This window comes from Kribbella sp. NPDC026596 (genome assembly GCF_040638415.1).
In the GTDB taxonomy this organism is placed as follows: domain Bacteria; phylum Actinomycetota; class Actinomycetes; order Propionibacteriales; family Kribbellaceae; genus Kribbella.
Map to the genome: position 1 here is coordinate 187,776 of NZ_JBEZYF010000002.1, position 19,449 is coordinate 207,224.

General features: G+C 68.7%; 16 protein-coding genes. 9 read left to right on the plus strand and 7 right to left on the minus strand.

Going from position 1 to position 19,449, the window contains the following annotated elements:
• Nucleotides 1-60: 60 nt before the first annotated feature.
• The 5 genes from radA (at nt 61) to AB0E63_RS02480 (ending at nt 6,025) form a co-directional block, all read left to right on the plus strand.
• Nucleotides 61-1,464 (plus strand): DNA repair protein RadA, encoded by a 1,404-nt coding sequence (radA, locus tag AB0E63_RS02460; RefSeq protein ID WP_360360113.1) that lies wholly within the window; start codon nt 61-63, stop codon nt 1,462-1,464.
• A 154-nt stretch (nt 1,465-1,618) separates the two neighbouring features.
• Nucleotides 1,619-2,557, plus strand: a complete 939-nt coding sequence (locus AB0E63_RS02465) for a beta-ketoacyl-ACP synthase III (RefSeq protein ID WP_360360114.1) — start codon at nt 1,619-1,621, stop codon at nt 2,555-2,557.
• Nucleotides 2,558-2,737: 180 nt separating this feature from the next.
• Nucleotides 2,738-3,832 carry a DNA integrity scanning diadenylate cyclase DisA gene (gene disA, locus AB0E63_RS02470; RefSeq protein ID WP_360360116.1) on the plus strand — a complete coding sequence of 365 codons (1,095 nt, stop codon included), beginning with the start codon at nt 2,738-2,740 and terminating at the stop codon, nt 3,830-3,832.
• Between the two features lie 130 nt (nt 3,833-3,962).
• Complete coding sequence (locus tag AB0E63_RS02475; RefSeq protein ID WP_360360118.1) at nt 3,963-4,535, plus strand: PadR family transcriptional regulator; 573 nt, start codon at nt 3,963-3,965, stop codon at nt 4,533-4,535.
• Nucleotides 4,511-6,025, plus strand: a complete 1,515-nt coding sequence (locus tag AB0E63_RS02480) for a DHA2 family efflux MFS transporter permease subunit (RefSeq protein WP_360360121.1) — start codon at nt 4,511-4,513, stop codon at nt 6,023-6,025. Before AB0E63_RS02475 ends, AB0E63_RS02480 begins: the two co-directional genes overlap by 25 nt.
• On the opposite strand, the gene AB0E63_RS02485 is transcribed toward AB0E63_RS02480, so the two are convergent.
• Nucleotides 5,996-6,652 (minus strand): hypothetical protein, encoded by a 657-nt coding sequence (locus AB0E63_RS02485; RefSeq protein ID WP_360360124.1) that lies wholly within the window; start codon nt 6,650-6,652, stop codon nt 5,996-5,998. The two genes, AB0E63_RS02480 and AB0E63_RS02485, sit on opposite strands and share 30 nt — an antisense overlap.
• Nucleotides 6,653-6,815: 163 nt before the next feature.
• Here AB0E63_RS02485 and AB0E63_RS02490 point away from each other — a divergent pair, with 163 nt between their 5' ends.
• The gene (locus tag AB0E63_RS02490; RefSeq protein WP_360360127.1) at nt 6,816-7,694 is read left to right on the plus strand and encodes an A/G-specific adenine glycosylase; all 879 of its coding nucleotides are present in this window, start codon (nt 6,816-6,818) and stop codon (nt 7,692-7,694) included.
• 37 nt (nt 7,695-7,731) lie between these two features.
• Here the strand turns inward: AB0E63_RS02490 and AB0E63_RS02495 are convergent, their stop codons facing one another.
• From AB0E63_RS02495 to AB0E63_RS02520, 6 genes are all read right to left on the minus strand, one after another.
• Nucleotides 7,732-8,682, minus strand: a complete 951-nt coding sequence (locus AB0E63_RS02495; RefSeq protein WP_360360129.1) for a hypothetical protein — start codon at nt 8,680-8,682, stop codon at nt 7,732-7,734.
• A gap of 72 nt (nt 8,683-8,754) precedes the next feature.
• Complete coding sequence (locus tag AB0E63_RS02500) at nt 8,755-10,737, minus strand: kinetoplast-associated-like protein (RefSeq protein WP_360360132.1); 1,983 nt, start codon at nt 10,735-10,737, stop codon at nt 8,755-8,757.
• Nucleotides 10,738-11,142: 405 nt separating this feature from the next.
• Nucleotides 11,143-13,680, minus strand: a complete 2,538-nt coding sequence (locus AB0E63_RS02505) for an ATP-dependent Clp protease ATP-binding subunit (protein WP_360360135.1) — start codon at nt 13,678-13,680, stop codon at nt 11,143-11,145.
• A gap of 336 nt (nt 13,681-14,016) precedes the next feature.
• A complete protein-coding gene (locus AB0E63_RS02510) occupies nt 14,017-14,346 on the minus strand; it encodes an Lsr2 family protein (protein ID WP_360360137.1) in 330 nt (109 codons plus the stop codon).
• A gap of 319 nt (nt 14,347-14,665) precedes the next feature.
• Complete coding sequence (lysS, locus tag AB0E63_RS02515) at nt 14,666-16,186, minus strand: lysine--tRNA ligase (protein ID WP_360360140.1); 1,521 nt, start codon at nt 16,184-16,186, stop codon at nt 14,666-14,668.
• 9 nt (nt 16,187-16,195) lie between these two features.
• Entirely contained in the window at nt 16,196-17,425 is a 1,230-nt protein-coding gene (locus AB0E63_RS02520) for an MFS transporter (protein ID WP_360360143.1), read from the minus strand.
• Between the two features lie 58 nt (nt 17,426-17,483).
• Here AB0E63_RS02520 and AB0E63_RS02525 point away from each other — a divergent pair, with 58 nt between their 5' ends.
• The 3 genes from AB0E63_RS02525 to AB0E63_RS02535 all read left to right on the plus strand — a co-directional run bounded on the left by AB0E63_RS02525 (nt 17,484) and on the right by AB0E63_RS02535 (nt 19,431).
• Entirely contained in the window at nt 17,484-18,062 is a 579-nt protein-coding gene (locus AB0E63_RS02525) for a winged helix-turn-helix domain-containing protein (RefSeq protein WP_360360145.1), read from the plus strand.
• 74 nt (nt 18,063-18,136) lie between these two features.
• Entirely contained in the window at nt 18,137-18,583 is a 447-nt protein-coding gene (locus tag AB0E63_RS02530) for an NfeD family protein (RefSeq protein ID WP_360360148.1), read from the plus strand.
• The gene (locus AB0E63_RS02535; protein WP_360360151.1) at nt 18,571-19,431 is read left to right on the plus strand and encodes an SPFH domain-containing protein; all 861 of its coding nucleotides are present in this window, start codon (nt 18,571-18,573) and stop codon (nt 19,429-19,431) included. Before AB0E63_RS02530 ends, AB0E63_RS02535 begins: the two co-directional genes overlap by 13 nt.
• Nucleotides 19,432-19,449: the final 18 nt, after the last annotated feature.

Below are 19,449 nucleotides of genomic sequence, written 5' to 3' on the forward strand. Positions count from 1 at the left end.
TCGGGGTGGTTGTGGATGGGATGCCGGGAGTTGTCGGCGGGGTCGCCTAGGTTGTTGGGCATGGCGAAGGCGGCGGGGCAGACCAAGAGCAAGGCACCGGCGTATGCGTGCTCGGAGTGTGGGTGGACTACCGCGCGCTGGATCGGCCGCTGTGGTGAGTGCCAGCAGTGGGGCACGGTCGCCGAGGTCGGTGCGCCGAAGGCCGCCCGGATCACGGCCGGCCCGGTGTCGTCGCCCGCGATGCCGATCGCCAAGGTGTCCGCGATCGAGGCCGAGTCCCGCCCGACCGGTATCGCCGAGCTCGACCGGGTCCTCGGCGGTGGCGTCGTACCAGGAGCGGTGATCCTGCTCGCGGGTGAGCCGGGCGTCGGGAAGTCGACGCTGCTGCTCGAGGTCGCTGCTCAGTCGGCTCGGCGCGGTCAACGCACGCTCTACGTCTCCGGTGAAGAGTCGGCCGCACAGGTGCGATTGCGCGCCGGACGGACCGACGCACTGGTCGACGAGCTGTACCTCGCGGCCGAGACCGACCTCGGCGCCGTGGTCGGTCAGGTCGACGCGGTGGATCCGTCGTTCCTGGTGATCGACTCGGTGCAGACCATGGCGCACCCCGAGGTGGACGGCGCGCCCGGCGGCGTGACGCAGGTCCGCGAGGTCACCGGCGCGCTGGTGCGGCTGGCCAAGGAGCGGCACATCGCCGTCGTGCTGGTCGGCCACGTCACCAAGGACGGCGCGATCGCCGGCCCGCGGATGCTCGAGCATCTCGTCGATGTCGTGCTCGCGTTCGACGGCGACCGGCACTCCGGGTTCCGGATGGTGCGCGCGACGAAGAACCGGTTCGGGCCGTCGGACGAGGTCGGCTGCTTCGACATGGTCGACACCGGGATCGTCGAGGTGAGCGACCCGACCGGACTGTTCGTCTCCGAGCACGCCGAGCCGGTCGCCGGCACCTGCGTGACCGTCATGATGGAGGGCCGCAGACCGCTGCTCGCCGAGGTGCAGGCACTGGTCGGCCCGTCCGCCGCCCCACAGCCACGCCGGACCACGTCGGGTCTGGAGACGTCCCGGGTCGCGATGGTCCTCGCCGTCCTCGGCAATCGGGTCGGACTCAAGCTGACCGACCAAGAGGTGTACGTCGCCACCGTCGGCGGCGTGAAGATCACCGAGCCGGTCGCCGACCTGTCTGTCGCGATCGCGGTCGCGTCCTCGGTGATGGACCGGCCGATCCACCCCGGCCTGATCGCTATCGGAGAGGTCGGGCTGGCCGGCGAGGTCCGCCGGGTCGGCGGCCTGGAGAAGCGGCTCGCCGAAGCCGCCCGGCTCGGGTTCACCAAGGCGATCGTGCCCGCCGACGTCCCGAACCGCAGCAAGGACCTCAAGCCGATGGACATGCAGGCCAAGTACGGTCTCCGCGTCTTCGCGGCCCCTGACCTCCCCTCCGCCCTGCTGGCCGCCGGCCTCGCCTGAGGTGGTTGTGTTCCCGGCCACACCGCGCGGTCGGGGGTGAGACGGGGGATCTACAGCCTGCGGGTCAGGAACGTACGCTGGTGGCGCCCCCACCGGGTTCAGCGTCGAGCCTGGACACTGCCCGGCGTACCCCGGATGACTGCAGGAGCACCAGATGACCGGATCCAGAGTTGTCGCGCTCGGCCACTACCAGCCGGAGCGGGTGCTCACCAACGACGAGCTCGCCACGATGGTGGAGACCAACGACGAGTGGATCCAGAGCCGGGTCGGGATCCGGGAGCGCCGGATCGCGGCGCCCGACGAGCAGGTCGACGAGATGGCCTGGCGGGCCGCGGACAAGGCCGTCGCGAACGCCGGCCTGGACAAGGCCGAGATCGACTACATCGTGGTCGCGACCTGTACGGCGATCGACCGGTCACCGAACATCGCCGCTCGGGTCGCCGCCCGGATGGGCCTGGGCAATCCGGCCGCGATCGACCTGAACACGGCATGCTCCGGCTTCGCCTACGCGCTGGCGACCGCCGACCAGGCGATCCGGGCCGGCGCCGCGTCGAAGGCGCTGGTGATCGGCGTGGAGAAGCTGAGCGACTGGACGGACTGGACCGACCGCACCACCTGCGTGCTGATCGGCGACGGCGCCGGTGCGGCCGTGTTGGTGGCCAGCGACGAGCCCGAGATCGGCCCGGTCGTCTGGGGCTCGGTGCCGGAGATGTCGGACGCGGTCCGGATCGAGGGCCGCGAAGGCCCGTTCCAGCAGGAAGGGCTGAGCGTCTTCCGCTGGGCCACGACGCAGTTGCCGGAGATCGCGCAGCAGGTCTGTGAGAAGGCCGGCCTGAAACCCGAGGAGCTCGGCGGCGTGGTCCTGCACCAGGCCAACCTGCGTATCATCGAGCCGCTGGCGAAGCGGCTCGGCGCGGTCAACGCGGTGGTCGCGAAGGACGTGGTCGAGTCCGGCAACACATCGGCCGCGAGCATCCCGATCGCACTGTCGAAACTGGTCGAGAAGCGCGAGATCCCGTCCGGCGCGCCGGTGCTGTTGTTCGGATTCGGCGGCGGCCTGTCGTACGCCGGTCAGGTCATCCGCTGCCCCTGACGCGGCAGGCGTCGTACGGCGAACGGCTTGATTCACGCGGGAAACCTGAACTGCACGGTCCGGATGCACGGGCGCTTGCACGCGCACGTGCAAGCGCGACCCCGACCGCACCCCGCGACCGACGCCGAGCGGGGGACTTGCGCCCGCCCGTCTCCGCACGACCGCATAGACTCAGGTTCCGTGGCTCCGAATTCCGACAAGAACAGCACCGGCGCCCGGATGCGCGCGACCCTCGCGGCGGTGGCACCCGGGACCGAACTGCGCGAAGGCCTGGAACGGATCCTGCGCGGGCGCACCGGCGCCCTGCTGGTCCTGGGGCACGACAAGATCGTCGACTCGATCTCGACCGGCGGCTTCGAGATCGGCGTCGAGTTCACCGCGACCGGCCTGCGTGAGCTGAGCAAGATGGACGGCGCGATCGTCCTCGACCGCGACGCCACCCGGCTGATCCGGGCCGCCGTGCACCTGATGCCGGATCCGTCGATCGAGACCGACGAGACCGGCACCCGGCACCGCACCGCCGACCGGGTCGCCCGGCAGACCGGCTTCCCGGTGATCTCGGTGTCGCAGTCGATGCACATCATCGCGCTGTACGTCGACGACCAGCGGTACGTACTGGAGGACTCCGGCGCCATCCTGTCCCGCGCGAACCAGGCGCTCGCCACCCTCGAGCGCTACAAGCTGCGTCTCGACGAGGTGTCCGGCACGCTGTCCGCGCTGGAGATCGAGGATCTGGTCACGGTGCGCGATGTGGCCGCGGTCGCCCAGCGGCTGGAGATGGTCCGGCGGATCGCCACCGAGATCGACGGGTACGTCGTCGAGCTCGGCACCGACGGCCGGCTGCTCACCCTGCAGCTCAACGAGCTCGTCGCCGGGGTCGCCGGCGAGCGCGAGCTCGTGGTTCGCGACTACCTGCCGCCGTCCGCGGGACGCCGGCCCAAGACGGCCGACGACGTCCTGCTCGAGCTCGACGCGGTCAGCCCGACGGACCTGCTCGACATCGGCCAGGTCGCCCGCGCCTTGCAGCTCGGCGGCGCCGAGCAGCTCGACGCCGCGGTCACCCCGCGCGGCTACCGGCTGCTGGCCAAGGTGCCGCGGTTGCCGGGTGCCGTGATCGACCGGCTGATCGACCACTTCGGTCACCTGCAGAAGTTGCTCGCGGCAAGCATCGACGACCTGCAGACGGTCGAGGGGGTCGGCGAGAACCGGGCCCGCACCGTCCGTGAGGGCCTGTCCCGGCTGGCCGAGTCCAGCATCCTCGAACGCTACGTCTGACCTCTTCCGGCACTGCGTCACCAAGTGCCCCCGGCTCGTGTTCGAGCTCCGGGGGCACTTGCCTGTCGCGACCCCGGCGAGTAATACTCCACGTGGAACATTTCGCGTGGAACAATCCGGGTGGAGGATGATGGCCGAGCTCACGCCGTTGGCGATTTCGGTCCTGGCGCTGCTGCACGAGAACCCGATGCACGCCTACGAGATGTACCAACTGCTGATCAGCCGTCAGAACAACCGGATGGTGAAGGTCCGGCCGGGCTCGCTCTACCACACCGTCGAGCGGCTGGCCGGGCAGGAGTACGTCCGCGCGATCGGCACCGAGCGGGCCGGCAACCGCCCCGAACGCACGACGTACGAGATCACTCCGGCCGGCGCCGAAGCGCTGCGGCAGCGGGTGGAGAGCGGGATCGAGAAGTACGTCTACGAATATCCGCTGTTCCCGGTCGTCCTCAGCGAGGCGCACAACCTGACCGAGGAAGACGCGGTACTGCGGTTCCGCCGCCGGATCGCGGACCTGGACGACTGGCTGGCCGACCTGGACGAAGCCATCGGCGGTGCCCGCGAACGCGGCGTACACGAGCCGTACTGGATCGGCGGCGCCTTCATCCGCCATCAGATCGCCGCCGAGCGCGACTGGCTCGCCACCACCATCGAACGGATCGAGAGCAAGGACCTGCCATGGCAACCCCCCAAGAACAAGTGAGGCCTTCGGAGGTGCGGCCGTGGCCCGCGCTGTGGGCACTCGTCGTCGGCTTCTTCATGATCCTGGTCGACTCGACCATCGTGTCGGTCGCGACCCCCGCAATCCTGACCGACCTGAACACCGATGTCGGCAACGTCATCTGGGTGACCAGCGCCTACCTTCTCGCGTACGCCGTACCTCTCCTGGTGACCGGACGACTGGGTGACCGGATCGGCCCGAAGAAGGTCTATCTGACCGGGCTGGCGCTGTTCACTCTCGCCTCGGTCTGGTGCGGATTCACCACCTCGATCAGCATGCTGATCGTAGCCCGAGTCTTCCAGGGCTTCGGCGCGGCGATGATGACACCGCAGACGATGGCGGTGATCACCCGGATCTTCCCGCCGGACCAGCGCGGTAAGGCGATGAGTCTGTGGGGCGCGACCGCGGGCGTCGCGACGCTGGTCGGCCCGATCCTAGGCGGTGTGCTGGTCGACGGACTGGGCTGGCAGTGGATCTTCTTCATCAACGCACCGGTCGGCGTGATCGGCTTCGTGCTGGCGATGCGACTCGTGCCGGACCTGCCGACGCACCGGCACAAGTTCGACATCCCGGGTGTGGTGCTGAGCTCGATCGGCCTGTTCTGCCTGGTGTTCGGCATTCAGGAAGGACAGAAGTACGACTGGGGAACGATCAAGGGACCGATCTCGGTCTGGTCGCTGATCATCACCGGTCTGGTCGTGCTGGCGATCTTCGTCTTCTGGCAGTCCCGCAACCGCGGCGAACCGCTGTTGCCACTGGGCCTGTTCAAGGACCGCAACTTCTCGCTGGCCAACACCGCGATCACCACGGTCGGGTTCGCGATCACGGCGATGACGTTCCCGCTGATGCTGTACGCGCAGTCGGTGCGTGGCCTGTCTCCGACCAGGTCGGCGCTGCTGCTGGTCCCGATGGCCGTCATCACCGGTGCACTCTCACCGTGGGTCGGCAAGCTGACGGACCGGACACACCCGCGCTACCTGGCCGGCTTCGGCTTGGCGTGCTGCTCGATCGCGCTGTTCTGGCTGAGCCAGGTGATCGAGCCCGACGTACCGATCTGGGAACTGCTGCTCCCGATCGCCTTGCTGGGCGTGGCAAACGGCTTCATGTGGGCGCCGATCGGCAGTACGGCGACGCGCAACCTGCCACTGCACCAGGCCGGAGCCGGTGCGGGCGTCTACAACACGACCCGGCAGATCGGCGCTGTCCTCGGCAGCGCGGGCATCGCCGTACTGATGGAGTCCCGGCTGGCCCACAACCTGCCGGCCGCGCCGGGCGGCGCACCCGCGGGCGAGGCCAGCTTCGGCGGGAAGCTGCCGGAGGTGCTGCACCAGGGCTTCAGTGACTCGATGGCGCAGGCGTTGATCCTGCCGGCGGTGGTGCTGCTGATCGGTCTGGTCGCCGCGCTGCTGTTCACCAAGCCGACGTACCTGAAGGAGCGGCCCTCAGACGACCTGGAAAGCCTGCGCGGCTGACGCACGACCGTCGTAGACGGCCTTGACGACATAGGTTCCGGGCTTGGCAACCGGTTGACCCGGAAGACAGCCAGGCCCGGACCGATGTCCGTTCCACGCCACCGTGCTGGCGGCTTGCTTGCTCTTGGCAACTACGAGCGTGGCTCGCTGGATCGCCTGCCCACAGTGGGTTGTGGTCCAGATCAAGTCGTTGCCGGACATCACCGACACCGTGAGCTTGCTGGCGTCGACGGTCGCCTTGCATCCGTCCGAGACAGCGTCGAACTGGATCACGAAGTTCAGGACCGAGCCCGAGACGACCTTCCGGCTCGCCGGTAGTGCCTCGAGCTGTACGTCGGAACCCTCGCACGTCTTGTCGGCCGGAGGCGTGGTCTTGGTCGGCTTCTCGGTCTTCGTCCCGGTGACCGTGGGGGTGGGCGCCGGCGTCGTCGTCGGCGTGGCCGGCGGGGCGCCGCTCGGGTTCTGCTGCGGGTCCGTCGCGGCCGAATTCTTGGCGTCGTCACCGCCACCGCTGAAAAGCCGTGAGACGAGGATGAACAGCAGGACTACGGCCGCAAGCACCAGTCCCCGGCGGAACCAGTACACGCTGGCGGGCAGATGCCCGACCGGACGGAGCAGGCTGCTCATAATCGCACCCTAATATCGGGTCTGTGCTCCACAAGTCAGGCTCGCCGCTGTGCACATGGCCACGCCTCCGGCGCGGCGGGTCATGGGGCCTTGGCTCCCGGCCTTCCCTCGTCGCTCCAGTCGCTTCGCTCCCTGCGCTCCTCAGTCCAGGCCGGGAGGCCCCATGACCGCAGCCACTGCCCTCCATGAGCCGGTCCTGCGATGGTATGACGACAACGCGCGTGTGCTGCCCTGGCGGGAGCCGGATGCTGGCCCGTGGGCGGTGATGGTGAGTGAGTTCATGCTGCAGCAGACGCCGGTCACTAGAGTGCTCCCGGCGTACGCCGCGTGGCTCGAGAGGTGGCCTAAGCCGGTGGACCTGGCTGTAGAGCCGCCAGGTGAGGCTGTGCGGGCCTGGGACAGGCTCGGGTACCCCAGACGAGCGCTGCGGCTTCACGCGGCGGCTCAGGCGATTGTGGAGCGTCATGGTGGTGAGGTGCCGGACGACCACGCCGCGCTGCTCGCACTGCCCGGCGTCGGCACGTATACGGCCGCTGCCATCGCGTCCTTTGCATTCGGCCAGCGCCACGCGGTTGTGGACACCAATGTGCGCCGAGTCCTGGCCAGAGCCCTCACCGGCGTCGCCCAACCCACCATCTCCCCCACTGCAGCCGACCAGCAGCTTGCAGCGACCGCACTGCCTGCGGACGAAGCCACAGCAGCCCGGTGGGCGGTGGCGTCAATGGAACTGGGTGCACTGGTCTGCACCGCGCGTACGCCGCGGTGCGATGACTGCCCGATCCGTGACCGGTGTGCGTGGGTGCTCGCCGGCAGTCCGCCGTACGACGGTCCGCCGCGCAAGGGGCAGACCTATGAGGGCACCGACCGCCAGGTCCGTGGTCGGCTGCTGGCGGTGCTGCGCGCCGAGCCGGGCGCCGTACCCAAGAAGGCACTGGACGCCTGCTGGCCCGACCAGACCCAGCGCGAGCGCGCCCTGGACGGTCTGGTCGCCGATGGCTTGGTAGAGCCGCTTCCACGCGGCCGGTACCGGTTGCCCAACTGAAGGGCCGGCCCGAGGATCCGGGCCGGCTTCAGGTGTTTCAGTTCTTCTTGCTGCCGGTGGTGGCTTGTTCGTCGTCGTCGGTCAGCAGGTCGAGCGGCATCGCCGGGCTGCCGGACAGCGTCGCCAGCATCTGGCGGACGTTGGTCAGCTGCGCGTTGATGCTGTCGCGACGCTGCGTCGCGGCGGCGAGCTCACGCTCGGACTCGGCCCGGATCCGCTCCGCCTTGTCCTTGGCGGCGGCGACGATCTCCTGAGCCTGCCGGTTCGCGTCGGCCAGCTGCTGCTGGGCCAGGCGCTCGGCCTCGGAACGAGCCCGGTCGGCCTCGCGCTGCACCTGGGCTGCGCGGTCGGTGACGGCGGCCAGCTGCTGCTCGGCCAGTGCGGTCCGGGCGGCGAACTCCTGCTCGACCTTGCCCCGGCGCTCGGCCAGGGTGGTCTCGAAGGCGGCCGCGGCCTGGGCGGACTTGGCGCGCTCCTGCTCGTACAGCGCCTGGGCCTCGCTGCGCCGCGCGGTGGCGTCGCGCTCGGCCTCGTCACGCATGTCGTCGGCCTGGGTGCGGGCCTCCTCGAGGATGCGAGCCGCCTCCGCGTCGACCTCGCTCTTCCAGTCCAGGGAGTACTGCTCGGCCTCCTTGCGGACCTTCTTCGCGTGCGCCTCGGCGTCGGCGACGATCGCCTCGGCGTCGGTCCGGGCACGGGTCACCAGATCGCGGGCCTCGTCGTCGGCCAGCGACAGAATCTTCGCCACCCGCTCACCGAACTCGGTGAAGGTCGGGGTGCGGTCCTTGCTCTCCTCCTGGGCGGAGATGACGGCCGACTCCGCGGCGTCCGTGCGAGTCTGCAACTCCTGCACATGCCGCTGCAGCTGCTCGGACTGCTGCTGCAGCGCGGTCAGCGAGGTGGTCAGCTCACGGATGTGCTGGTCCACCTGGGCAGGCTCGTAGCCACGCAGAACGGTGCGGAACGGGGTTGGGCTTTCACTGCTCATGTCTTCTGATGCTCACTTCGGTGGGTGGGTGGATCACACATTGTCACTGACAAGGATCTGACTGTCACGTCCTCATCCTGATTCCCCCGTGGAACCCTCGCTGGAGGACATTCCACCACCTGAGCGGAAGCCGGGTACAGCGAGTGCCTCGATCACACCCGAAAGCTGGGTGAGCTCCTTGGTGATCTCATCACGGCGCTGGTTCAAAGCCGCGACCCTCGCCTCGGCGTCGGCGAGAAGTTTTCGGGCCTGGGCACGCAGGTCGTCGGCGTGCTCGCGGGCCTGCGCCTCGATCTGCTGAGCCTCGGCGCGGGATCTACGGATCAGTTCGTGCGACTGGCGTTGCGCGTCGGCGAGATCGTTGGCCGCGCGCTCGCGCAGGACCTGGGTGCTGGCCTCGGCCTCGGCTTCACGCCGGTTCGCCCGCTCGATGATCTCGGCCGCGTCCGACCCGGCGGACGCCTTCAGCCGATCCACCCGGGCGTGCGCCCTGGCGGTGATCTTCTCGGCTTCCTGCTGGGCCGCGGCCAGCGTCGACTCGGCCTGTTCGGTTGCCGACGACAACGTCGTCTCCGCGAGCGCGGTCAGCTCGGCGTTCTCCCTGGCGATCGCGTCCTGGGTCTGCTTGAGCCGGCTGGTCGAACGGCCGACCACGCGGCGCAGGTGCGCTCGCTTCTGCCGGAGGTACTCGGTCGCCTCGGCCGCGGCCTGGTCGCGGATCGACTGCGCCTCGGACTCGGCCGCGCCGATCAGCTCGTCGACCGTCCTCCTGCTCCACAGCGTCTGCTTCTCGGCCTCGGCCAGCGCCGCCTCGGCGGCCTTGTTCGCGTCCTCGATGATGCGCTGGGCCTCGGCGGACGCGATCCGGCGATCCGCTTCGATGCTGTCGACAACGAGTTTCGCCTGCGCTCGTGCGTCGGCCATCAGCCGCTCGTTGCCGGCCTCGGCCTCGGCCTTGCGCTCCGCGATCTCCGCGACCGCCTCGGCCCGGAGCCGGTCGACCTCGAGGGAGATCGAGGCCATCTTGGCCCGCTCGGTCTCCTCGAGCTCCGCCGTCCGGCGCTGCAGCTCGGCCCGGTTCTCGCCGCGCAGCTGCTCGATCTCGGCGTGCGCCTCGGCGATCTCGATCCGGGACTTCTCCCGCGCGACCTCGACCTGGCGCTCGACCGCCGCGCGCAGCTCGCTCGCCTCGGTCTCGGCCCGGGCGATCAGGTCGGCTTCGTTGCGTACCGCGGCCTGGGAGACCAGCGCGGCCTGCTCGCCGGCGTCGGCGACCAGCTGCTGCGCCTCGCGGCCGGCCCGATCGACCGACTGCTGCGCCGACTCGCGAGCCATCCGGGCCTCGTAGAGGAGCTCGTCGGCCTCTTCCTTCAACCGGCCCGCCTCGGCCTCGGCGGCGGCGATCCGGCGGTCCGCGGCGGCCTGCGACTCGGCCCGCAGCCGGTCGGCGGTCGCCTGGCTCTCGTTCCGCAGCTTCTCGACCGCGGCCTCGGTGTCGGCCCGGCGCTGGCCGACTTCCTCGGCGACCGCGACCCTGAGTTGCTCGGCCGCGGCCTCCGAGCCGGCCTTCAGCCGCTCCGCGATCGCGCTGGCCTCCGCCTGAACCCGCTGTGCCTCCGCGGACGACTCGGTCTGCAGCTTATGGGCCGCGTTGGCGGCATCACGCCGTACTCGCTCGGCTTCGGCGGTGGAATCGGCGCGGAGCCGTTCGGCGGTTTCGTGGGCTTCGGAGGTGACCCGCTCAGCCTCTGTCTCGGCCTCGGTCCGGAGCTGCTCGGCGGCCCGCTCCGCGTCGTTCAGCAGCCGCTGGGCGGCCGACATCGCGTCGGACCGCAACTTCTGCGCGGCCGCCTCGGCCTCGGCCTGGAGGCGCTCGCTCTCGGACCGGATCCGGTCGGCTTCGTCGCGAGCCAGATCGTTCTCGTGCTCCGCCTGCTCGCGCAGAGTGTCGGCGATCCGCTGCGCCCGCTCGAGCACGCCACCCGCTTGCCGCACGCCAAAGGAACCGGTGTCGGCGACCGGTTCCTGGGTCAAGGGCAGACGCGGAGCGTCCATGCGACGAGATGATTCCATCCCCGGCCCCCTTTCCGACAGTCCGGGTCCATCAGCGTGGTCACAGGGTTACAACGCGGTACTTGGGTGGGAAGTAACTTGCCTTTTCCTGCCGCGGCGAGATCCTCCCACCGAATCGAAGACTCTGGGGCCCGGCCCGGTATCGAAGAGATCACGCTCCGCAGGACGATACGACCAACCAGGTCGCACCGCGTAACTCACGCGTGTCTCCCTGTACGCACATCGCTGTCGCAGTACTCGCACAGCGGCCTGGACCGGTTTCTCCCCCAACTGCTTTCCCCCCACCGTCGCGAAGCCTACTTCCCCACTGCGCGCCGTGGGGAGTCGAGGCGCAAAAAACAGCAGGCCCCGCGCGCTGCGCGGGGCCTGCTGTGCGGTTGGTGCGGGTTACGTGTCCTGCAGACCCGAGCTTCCGCCGGCGGCGAGGTCGGTCAGCTCCAGGTCGGGAGCCGTCGACTTCGGGTTGCCGGTGAAGGTGAAGTACTCGGTGACGCCGTCCTCGTTGACCGTGCCCTCGGGGGCGACGTCGACCACGACGATCTGGCCGGGACGCAGTTCCCCGAACAGGATCTTCTCGGCCAGGATGTCCTCCACGTCGCGCTGCAGGGCGCGGCGCAGCGGGCGAGCACCCAGGACCGGGTCGAAGCCACGGTCGGCGACCAGTGCCTTCGCCGCCGGGGTGAGCTCGATGCCCATGTCCTTGTCCTTCAGCCGCTCCTCCACCTGCGCGACCATCAGGTCCACGATCTTCACGATCGCGTCCCGGTCGTGCTGGTGGAACACCACGATCTCGTCGACGCGGTTCAGGAACTCCGGGCGGAAGTGCTGCTTGAGCTCCTCCGTGACCTTCGCCTTCATCTTCTCGTACGAGCCACCGACGTCGCTGGCCTGGGAGAACCCGAGGCTGACCGCCTTGGCGATGTCCTTGGTGCCCAGGTTGGTGGTCATGATGATGACGGTGTTCTTGAAGTCGACCACGCGGCCCTGGGCGTCGGTCAGACGACCCTCGTCCAGGATCTGCAGCAGCGAGTTGAAGATGTCCGGGTGGGCCTTCTCGACCTCGTCGAACAGCACCACGGAGAACGGCTTGCGGCGGACCTTCTCGGTCAGCTGGCCACCCTCTTCGTAGCCGACGTACCCAGGCGGTGAACCGAACAGCCGGGACGCGGTGTGCTTCTCGGAGTACTCCGACATGTCGAGGCTGATCAGCGCGTTCTCGTCGCCGAACAGGAACTCGGTCAGCGCCTTGGACAGCTCGGTCTTACCGACACCGGACGGGCCGGCGAAGATGAACGAGCCGCTCGGGCGGCGCGGGTCCTTCAGGCCGGCGCGCGTACGCCGGATCGAGCGGGACAGCGCCTTGACCGCGTCCTCCTGGCCGATGTACCGCTTGGCCAGTTCCTTCTCCATGTCGAGCAGCCGGGAGGACTCCTCCTCGGTCAGCTTGAAGACGGGGATGCCGGTCGCGGTGCTCAGCACCTCGGCGATCAGCTCCTCGTCCACCTCGGCGACGACGTCCATGTCGCCGGCCTTCCACTGCTTCTCGCGCTCCGACTTGGCGTTGATCAGCTTCTTCTCGTCGTCGCGGAGACCGGCGGCGCGCTCGAAGTCCTGCGCGTCGATGGCCGACTCCTTCTCCCGGCGCACGGTCGCGATCTTCTCGTCGAACTCGCGCAGGTCCGGCGGAGCCGTCATCCGGCGGATCCGCAGCCGGGCCCCGGCCTCGTCGATCAGGTCGATCGCCTTGTCCGGCAGGAACCGGTCGGAGATGTACCGGTCGGCCATCTGCGCGGCGTTCACCAGCGCGGCGTCGGTGATGGTCACCCGGTGGTGCGCCTCGTAGCGGTCCCGCAGGCCCTTGAGGATCTCGATCGTGTGCGCGATCGAGGGCTCGGCCACCTGGATCGGCTGGAACCGGCGCTCCAGCGCGGCGTCCTTCTCGACGTACTTGCGGTACTCGTCGAGGGTGGTGGCGCCGATGGTCTGCAGCTCTCCGCGGGCCAGCATCGGCTTCAGGATGCTCGCCGCGTCGATCGCGCCCTCGGCCGCGCCGGCCCCGACGAGGGTGTGGATCTCGTCGATGAACAGCACGATGTCGCCGCGGGTACGGATCTCCTTGAGCACCTTCTTCAGGCGTTCCTCGAAGTCACCGCGGTAGCGCGAACCGGCCACCAGGGCGCCCAGGTCGAGGGAGTAGATCTGCTTGTCCTTGAGTGTCTCGGGGACGTCACCGCGGACGATCTGCTGGGCCAGACCCTCCACGATCGCGGTCTTGCCGACACCCGGCTCACCGATCAGGACAGGGTTGTTCTTGGTCCGCCGGGACAGCACCTGCATGACCCGCTCGATCTCGGTCTCGCGCCCGATCACCGGGTCGAGCTTCGCCTCACGAGCGGACTGGGTGTAGTTCCGGCCGAACTGGTCGAGCACCAGAGAGCTGCTGGGCGCACCCTCGGTGGGCGCACCGGCGCTCGACGGCTCCTTGCCCTGGTACCCGCTCAGCAGCTGGATGACCTGCTGCCGGACCTTGTTCAGGTCCGCGCCGAGCTTGACCAGGACCTGCGCGGCGACACCCTCACCCTCGCGGATGAGGCCGAGCAGGATGTGCTCGGTGCCGATGTAGTTGTGGCCCAGCTGCAGGGCCTCGCGCAGGGAGAGCTCCAGCACCTTCTTGGCGCGGGGGGTGAACGGGATGTGCCCGCTCGGTGCCTGCTGCCCCTGGCCGATGATCTCCTCGACCTGGGAGCGGACGGCCTCGAGCGAGATACCCAGGCTCTCGAGAGCCTTGGCGGCGACCCCTTCACCCTCGTGGATCAGGCCGAGCAGGATGTGCTCGGTCCCGATGTAGTTGTGGCTGAGCATCCTGGCCTCTTCCTGAGCCAGGACGACTACCCGACGGGCGCGGTCCGTAAATCGTTCAAACATCGCCAAAGCGCTCCTTGCCTCAGAGGAGTCGGACGTACCGTGTGGTCCGACCCCCGTACATGCATGCTAGTCCCCGGCGCCTACAAGCTCGCTCTGGGCGAACACCTGCTCACCGCATCAACGACCGGCCGGGCGGCATCACAAGGGAACAACCCCGCTGATCTCCAGGGTGTTCCCACCTGAGCACGATCCGACAGCGTGTTCGCCACCAGCGAATTCACCGGACTACTTGTCCGGTCAGCCATCCACCCCGGACCGATGTGTCCACAGTGTGAAACAACCGGAATGCGGACGGTCCCGGCACCCCACAGGGGCCGGGACCGGCAGTGCTGGGAATTACTTGGCTTCGTTGTACGCCGCGCGCACCTCGGCGGAGATCCGTCCCCGCTCGCTCACGTCGTAGCCGTTGTCCTTGGCCCAGGCCCGGATGTCGGCGGAGTCCGACGCCGACCGGCCACGGCCTCGCGACCGGCCCGCCGCACCGCGGCGACCGGACACCCGGCGCCCGGAGCCGACGTACCCGGCCAGGGCGTCACGCAGCTTGGCGGCATTCTTCTTCGACAGGTCGATCTCGTACGTCGTACCGTCCAGCCCGAAGGTCACGGTCTCGTCGGCCTTACCGCCGTCGAGATCGTCCTCGAGAACCACCTGCACCCTTTGTGCCATCGATGACAACCTTTCCGCGCCCGCCATCGGGCACAATCCCCCCTGCCGAATTGTTAGCACCTGATTTGTACCGCACAAACCGGCCTCGTGTCATTCACCATCGGGAATGTGCCGGAAAGATGTGACCAAATCCTCCGCATCAGGTGGTGGCGATCGACGCTGTGCATCCGAGGTCACCTTGAGTATTCATACCGTCCGGCCGGCGCGGAAACCGGCTGGACCAGAATGAAAAGGACCCCGGGAATTGCGGTGACCGTCCGTTGTGCTACGCAACGATCTCGGCAACGCCCGGGGCCCGGGTTTGGCCGGGGTTTGGGAATCACTCCGGCCGGAGCAACGGGAACAGAATCGTCTCCCGGATACCGGCGCCGGTGAACAGCATGATCAGCCGGTCCAGGCCCATCCCCATACCACCGGCCGGCGGCATCCCGAACTCCATCGCCCGCAGGAAGTCCTCGTCCAGCTCCATCGCCTCCGGATCACCGGCGGCGGCCAGCATCGACTGCGCTACCAGGCGTTCACGCTGGATCACCGGGTCGTTCAGCTCCGAGTAGGCGGTGCCGAGCTCGACCCCGTTGATGATGATGTCCCACGCCTCGACCAGGCCCGGAATTTCGCGGTGCGGCTTGGCCAGCGGCCGTACCGACTCCGGATAGTCGCGGACATAGGTGGGCTGGATCAGGGTGTGCTCGACCAGCTTCTCGTACAACTCCAGCGCGATCTCACCGGCATTCCAGCCCGGCTGCAGCTCGACGTCGTGCTGGTCGGCCAGCTTGGTCAGCGTGGCCGTGTCGGTGCTGAAGTCGACCGTCTCGCCGACCGCCTCGGAGACGAGTTCGAAAAGGGTCGCGTGCCGGAACGGCTGCTCCAGATCGATGGTCGAACCGTCGCGCGCGGTGATCACGGTACGGCCGATCGCCCGGCCGGCGTTGCGGATCAGGTCCTCGATGAGTTCGGCCATCGTGTCGTAATCGCCGTACGCCTGATAGGCCTCGATCATCGAGAATTCCGCGGCATGGGTGGAGTCCAGGCCCTCGTTGCGGAACGTGCGGCCGATCTCGTAGACCCGGTCGACGCCGCCGATCATGGCGCGCTTGAGATCGAGCTCGAGCGCGATCCGCAGCTTCATCTCCTGGTCGAACGCGTTCAGGTGGGTCGCGAACGGCCGGGCCGCCGCGCCACCGTTGGTGAGCTGCAGCACCGGCGTCTCGACCTCGATGAAGCCGTGCTCGTCATAGGTCGAGCGGAGCGACTTGAGCACGGCGGCCTTCGCCCGGACCATCTCACGGGCCTCCGGGCGGACGATCAGGTCGACGTACCGGAGCCGGACGCGGGCCTCCTCGTTCAGCGGCTTGTGCTCGTTCGGGAGCGGGCGCAGCGTCTTGGCGGCCATCTGCCAGCCGGTCGCCTGCACGGACAGCTCGCCGCGGCGACTCGTCACCACCTCGCCCTGGACGGACAGCAGGTCGCCGATGTCGACGAGCTGCTTGAACCGGGCCAGCCCTTCCGCACCGAGATCGGCCACCGACAGCATCACCTGCAGCTCGGTCCCGTCCCCTTCGCGGAGCCGGACGAAGCACAGCTTCCCGGTGTTGCGCAGGAAGATCACCCGGCCGGCCACCGAGACCTGCTCACCGGTCTTGGTGTCGGGCTCCAGGTCCTGGGCGTCGTACGTGGCTCGCAGGTCCTTCAGCAGGTGCGTCCGCGGCACCGAGATCGGATATGGCTGCACACCTTCCGCCAGCAGGCGGTCACGCTTCTCCAGGCGGACCCGCATCTGCTCGGGCAGGTCGTCCTGCCCGCTGTCGGGGTTCACCGGGTCCACGTGTGCGTCAGTCATGCCTAAAGGCTAGTGACTGACTGCCTTCACCAACGAATCCTTTCCTGCCCGCACCCCACTCACAGTGAGCAGTACGCCGGCCACCAGGGCGGTCAGCACACCCAGCACTCCGCCGCCGACGAAGGTGCCGCGGGGCCCGAGCACCGCGCCGACGATCCCGCCGAGCAGCAGCGCCAGGATGCTGAAGCAGCGGATCGTCCCGTTCATGGCGGCGTTCACCCGGCCGCGCAGGTGGTCGGCCGTCCTGGTCACCACCAGCGAGCTGACCGAAGCGTTCAGCATGCCGCTACCGACGCCGATGGTCAGAGCGCCGAGGCCTAGCGTCAGCACACCGCCGGCGAGGCCCATCAGCACGCTGGATGCGCCGATCGTGGCCATCCCGGCCAGCACGGCCCTGGACCGGATCCGGTCGTCCCGCAACCGGCCGCTGCTCCAAGCACCGACGATCGCACCCGCTCCGGTGAGAGCTCCGACCAGACCAAAGGCCGTCGGACCCAGTCCGATCTCGTCGGTGACCAGGAAGACCTCGACGACGTTGACGGCCTCGCCGACCACCACGAAGATCCAGAGCGCCGGCAGCAGCACCCGCAGCAGGTCGTCGCCGAAGATGCTCCGCAGTCCAGCCATCAGGCCACCGCTCTGCTTGACGCTCCCCGGTTCCGGCCGTCGGCGCGCCCGTACCAACTGCGCGACCACCGCGAGCCCGACGAAGGTCATGGCGTCGACCAGCAGCGCACCCCGGTCCCCGGACCACCCGACCAGTACGCCGCCCGCCGCCGAGCCGGCCAAGGTCGCCGCACCGATCAGCGCCTGGCTGGTGCCGGTGGTCCGCCCGACGAGGTCCTCCCCCACGATCTTGGGAATCAGCGCACCCCAGGCCGGACCGGCGACCGACTGCCCCAGCTGCAACACACAGACCAGAGCCACCGTCTCTACAAGCCCATGACTGAAGGCGATCCCGACACCTGCGACCGCCTGCAGCAGTGAGGCCCAGACGAGGACCGTGCGGGAGTCATAGCTGTCCACGATCCGGCCCGCGAACGGGATCATCACGACGATCGGTACGGCGAACGCCAGCAACAGGGCCGTGATCGCGGCCGGGCCACCACCGTGGTCGGAGACCCGCAGCATCAAGGCGATCAGGGCGATCGAGTCGCCGGCGTAGGAGAGCGCGCGAGCCGGCAGCACCAGACGGATGTCCCGGAACGACCAGATCGAAGTCTGAAGGGTTTGCTTCATAGTTATGAAGTTAATGCTTCACATTTACCGGCGTCAAGACCTTCGCTACGCTGACCTCGTGGCCGCGAAGAACCCCCGGAACAAGCGCGTCGTGATCAGCGACCCGCGGGCGATCCGCGCCCTGGCCCATCCGGCCCGGCAGCGGATCATCGACGAGCTCTACAGCGGCCGCGTGCTGACCGCGACCGAGTGCGCCGAGCTGGCCGGCCTGACTCCGTCCGCGACCAGCTACCACCTGCGTGCACTGGAGCGCTGGGGCATCGTCGAGCGCGCCGAGGCGTCTTCGGACGGCCGGGAGCGCCCCTGGCGGGCGCTCGGCACCGGGCTGCAGATCACGTCGCAGTCGGCCGAATCCGGCCGGGTGGCCACCCACGCGATGATGCGGACCAACGTCGACCGGGTGCTGGAGCAGTTCGAGGAGCTGTCGGCGGACGACCCGTGGGAGGACCTCAGCACGCTGGGCCGGAACCGGCTGTGGCTGACCCGCGAGGAGACCGAGCAGCTCGCGAAGGACCTGAACGACGTGATCGACGGGTTCCGCAAGGGACGGACGGCGACGTCCCACCCGGCCGGCACCCGGTCGATCAGCCTGCTGCTGGCCGTCGTACCGACCGGGAAGCCGCCGCACGATAGCTGAACCGTTAGCTACGGATCCGCGTATCCCGGAGTACCTTCGAAAGAGAGGTACTTTCCGCCGCTAGGTGGTCCGTTATGCAGTCCTGGGTTCTGTGGTTGATCATCGCCGGCATCCTCGGCACGGCCGAGTTGATGACCGCGACCTTCGATCTGCTCCTGCTCGCCGTCGCCGCGCTGGCCGCGGCCGGGATCGCCGGCCTGGGCCTGGGAATCGGGCTGCAGTTGCTCGCGTTCGCGGTCACCGCCGCCGCGATGATCACGCTGGTCCGCCCGGTTGCGCGCCGGCACCTGATGGGACACCCCCAGCTGCGCACCGGCGTGGCCGCGCTGATCGGGCGTGAGGCCGTCGTCCTGACCCCGTGCGGCCGCGAACCCGGCCGGGTCAAGATCGGCGGCGAGGAGTGGAGCGCTCGCTCGTACGACCCGGACCTGCTCATCCCCGCGGGCACCAGGGTCGACGTCTTCGCCATCGAGGGGGCTACCGCCCTCGTGCATCCTCAGGAGGATCCATGGCCGAACTGATCATCGGACTGATCGTCGCCCTGCTCGCCATCGTCCTGGTCATCCGGACGGTCCGGATCGTGCCGCAGGCGCGGGCCAGCAACGTCGAACGCCTGGGCCGGTACCTGCGCACCCTCGAACCCGGGCTGAACATCCTCATCCCGTTCGTCGACCGGCCCCGGCAACTGATCGACCTGCGCGAGCAGGTGATCTCGTTCGAGCCGCGCTCGGTGATCACCGAGGACAACCTGGTCGTCGACATCGACACGGTGCTCTATGTCCAGGTCACCGATCCCCGCGCGGCGGCGTACGAGATCGCCAACTTCGAGCAGGCGATCGAGCAGCTCACCGTCACCACACTGCGCAACGTGATCGGCAGCCTGGACCTGGAGAAGGTGCTGACGTCGCGCGAGCACATCAACTCCCAGCTCCGCGGCGTACTGGACGAAGCGTCGGGCAAGTGGGGCATCCGGGTGAACCGGGTCGAGCTGAAGGCGATCGACCCGCCGCCGTCGATCAAGGAGTCGATGGAGAAGCAGATGCGGGCGGACCGGGAGAAGCGGGCCGCGATCCTCACCGCCGAGGGTGTGCGGCAGTCCCGGATCCTGACGGCCGAGGGCGAGCGGCAGGCGGCGATCCTGCGGGCCGAGGGCCAGGCGAAGGCGATCGACACCGTCTTCGAGGCGATCCACCGCAACGATCCGGACCCGAAACTGCTCGCCTACCAGTACCTGCAGATGTTGCCCGAGCTCGCCAAGGGCCCGGGGAACACGTTCTGGGTGATTCCCTCCGAGGTCACCGCCGCGCTACAGAACGTTACGAAGGCGTTCAACGGAACCAGCCACAACCCTGAACTTCCCCCTGAATAGATGCCTGATCACGTAAAC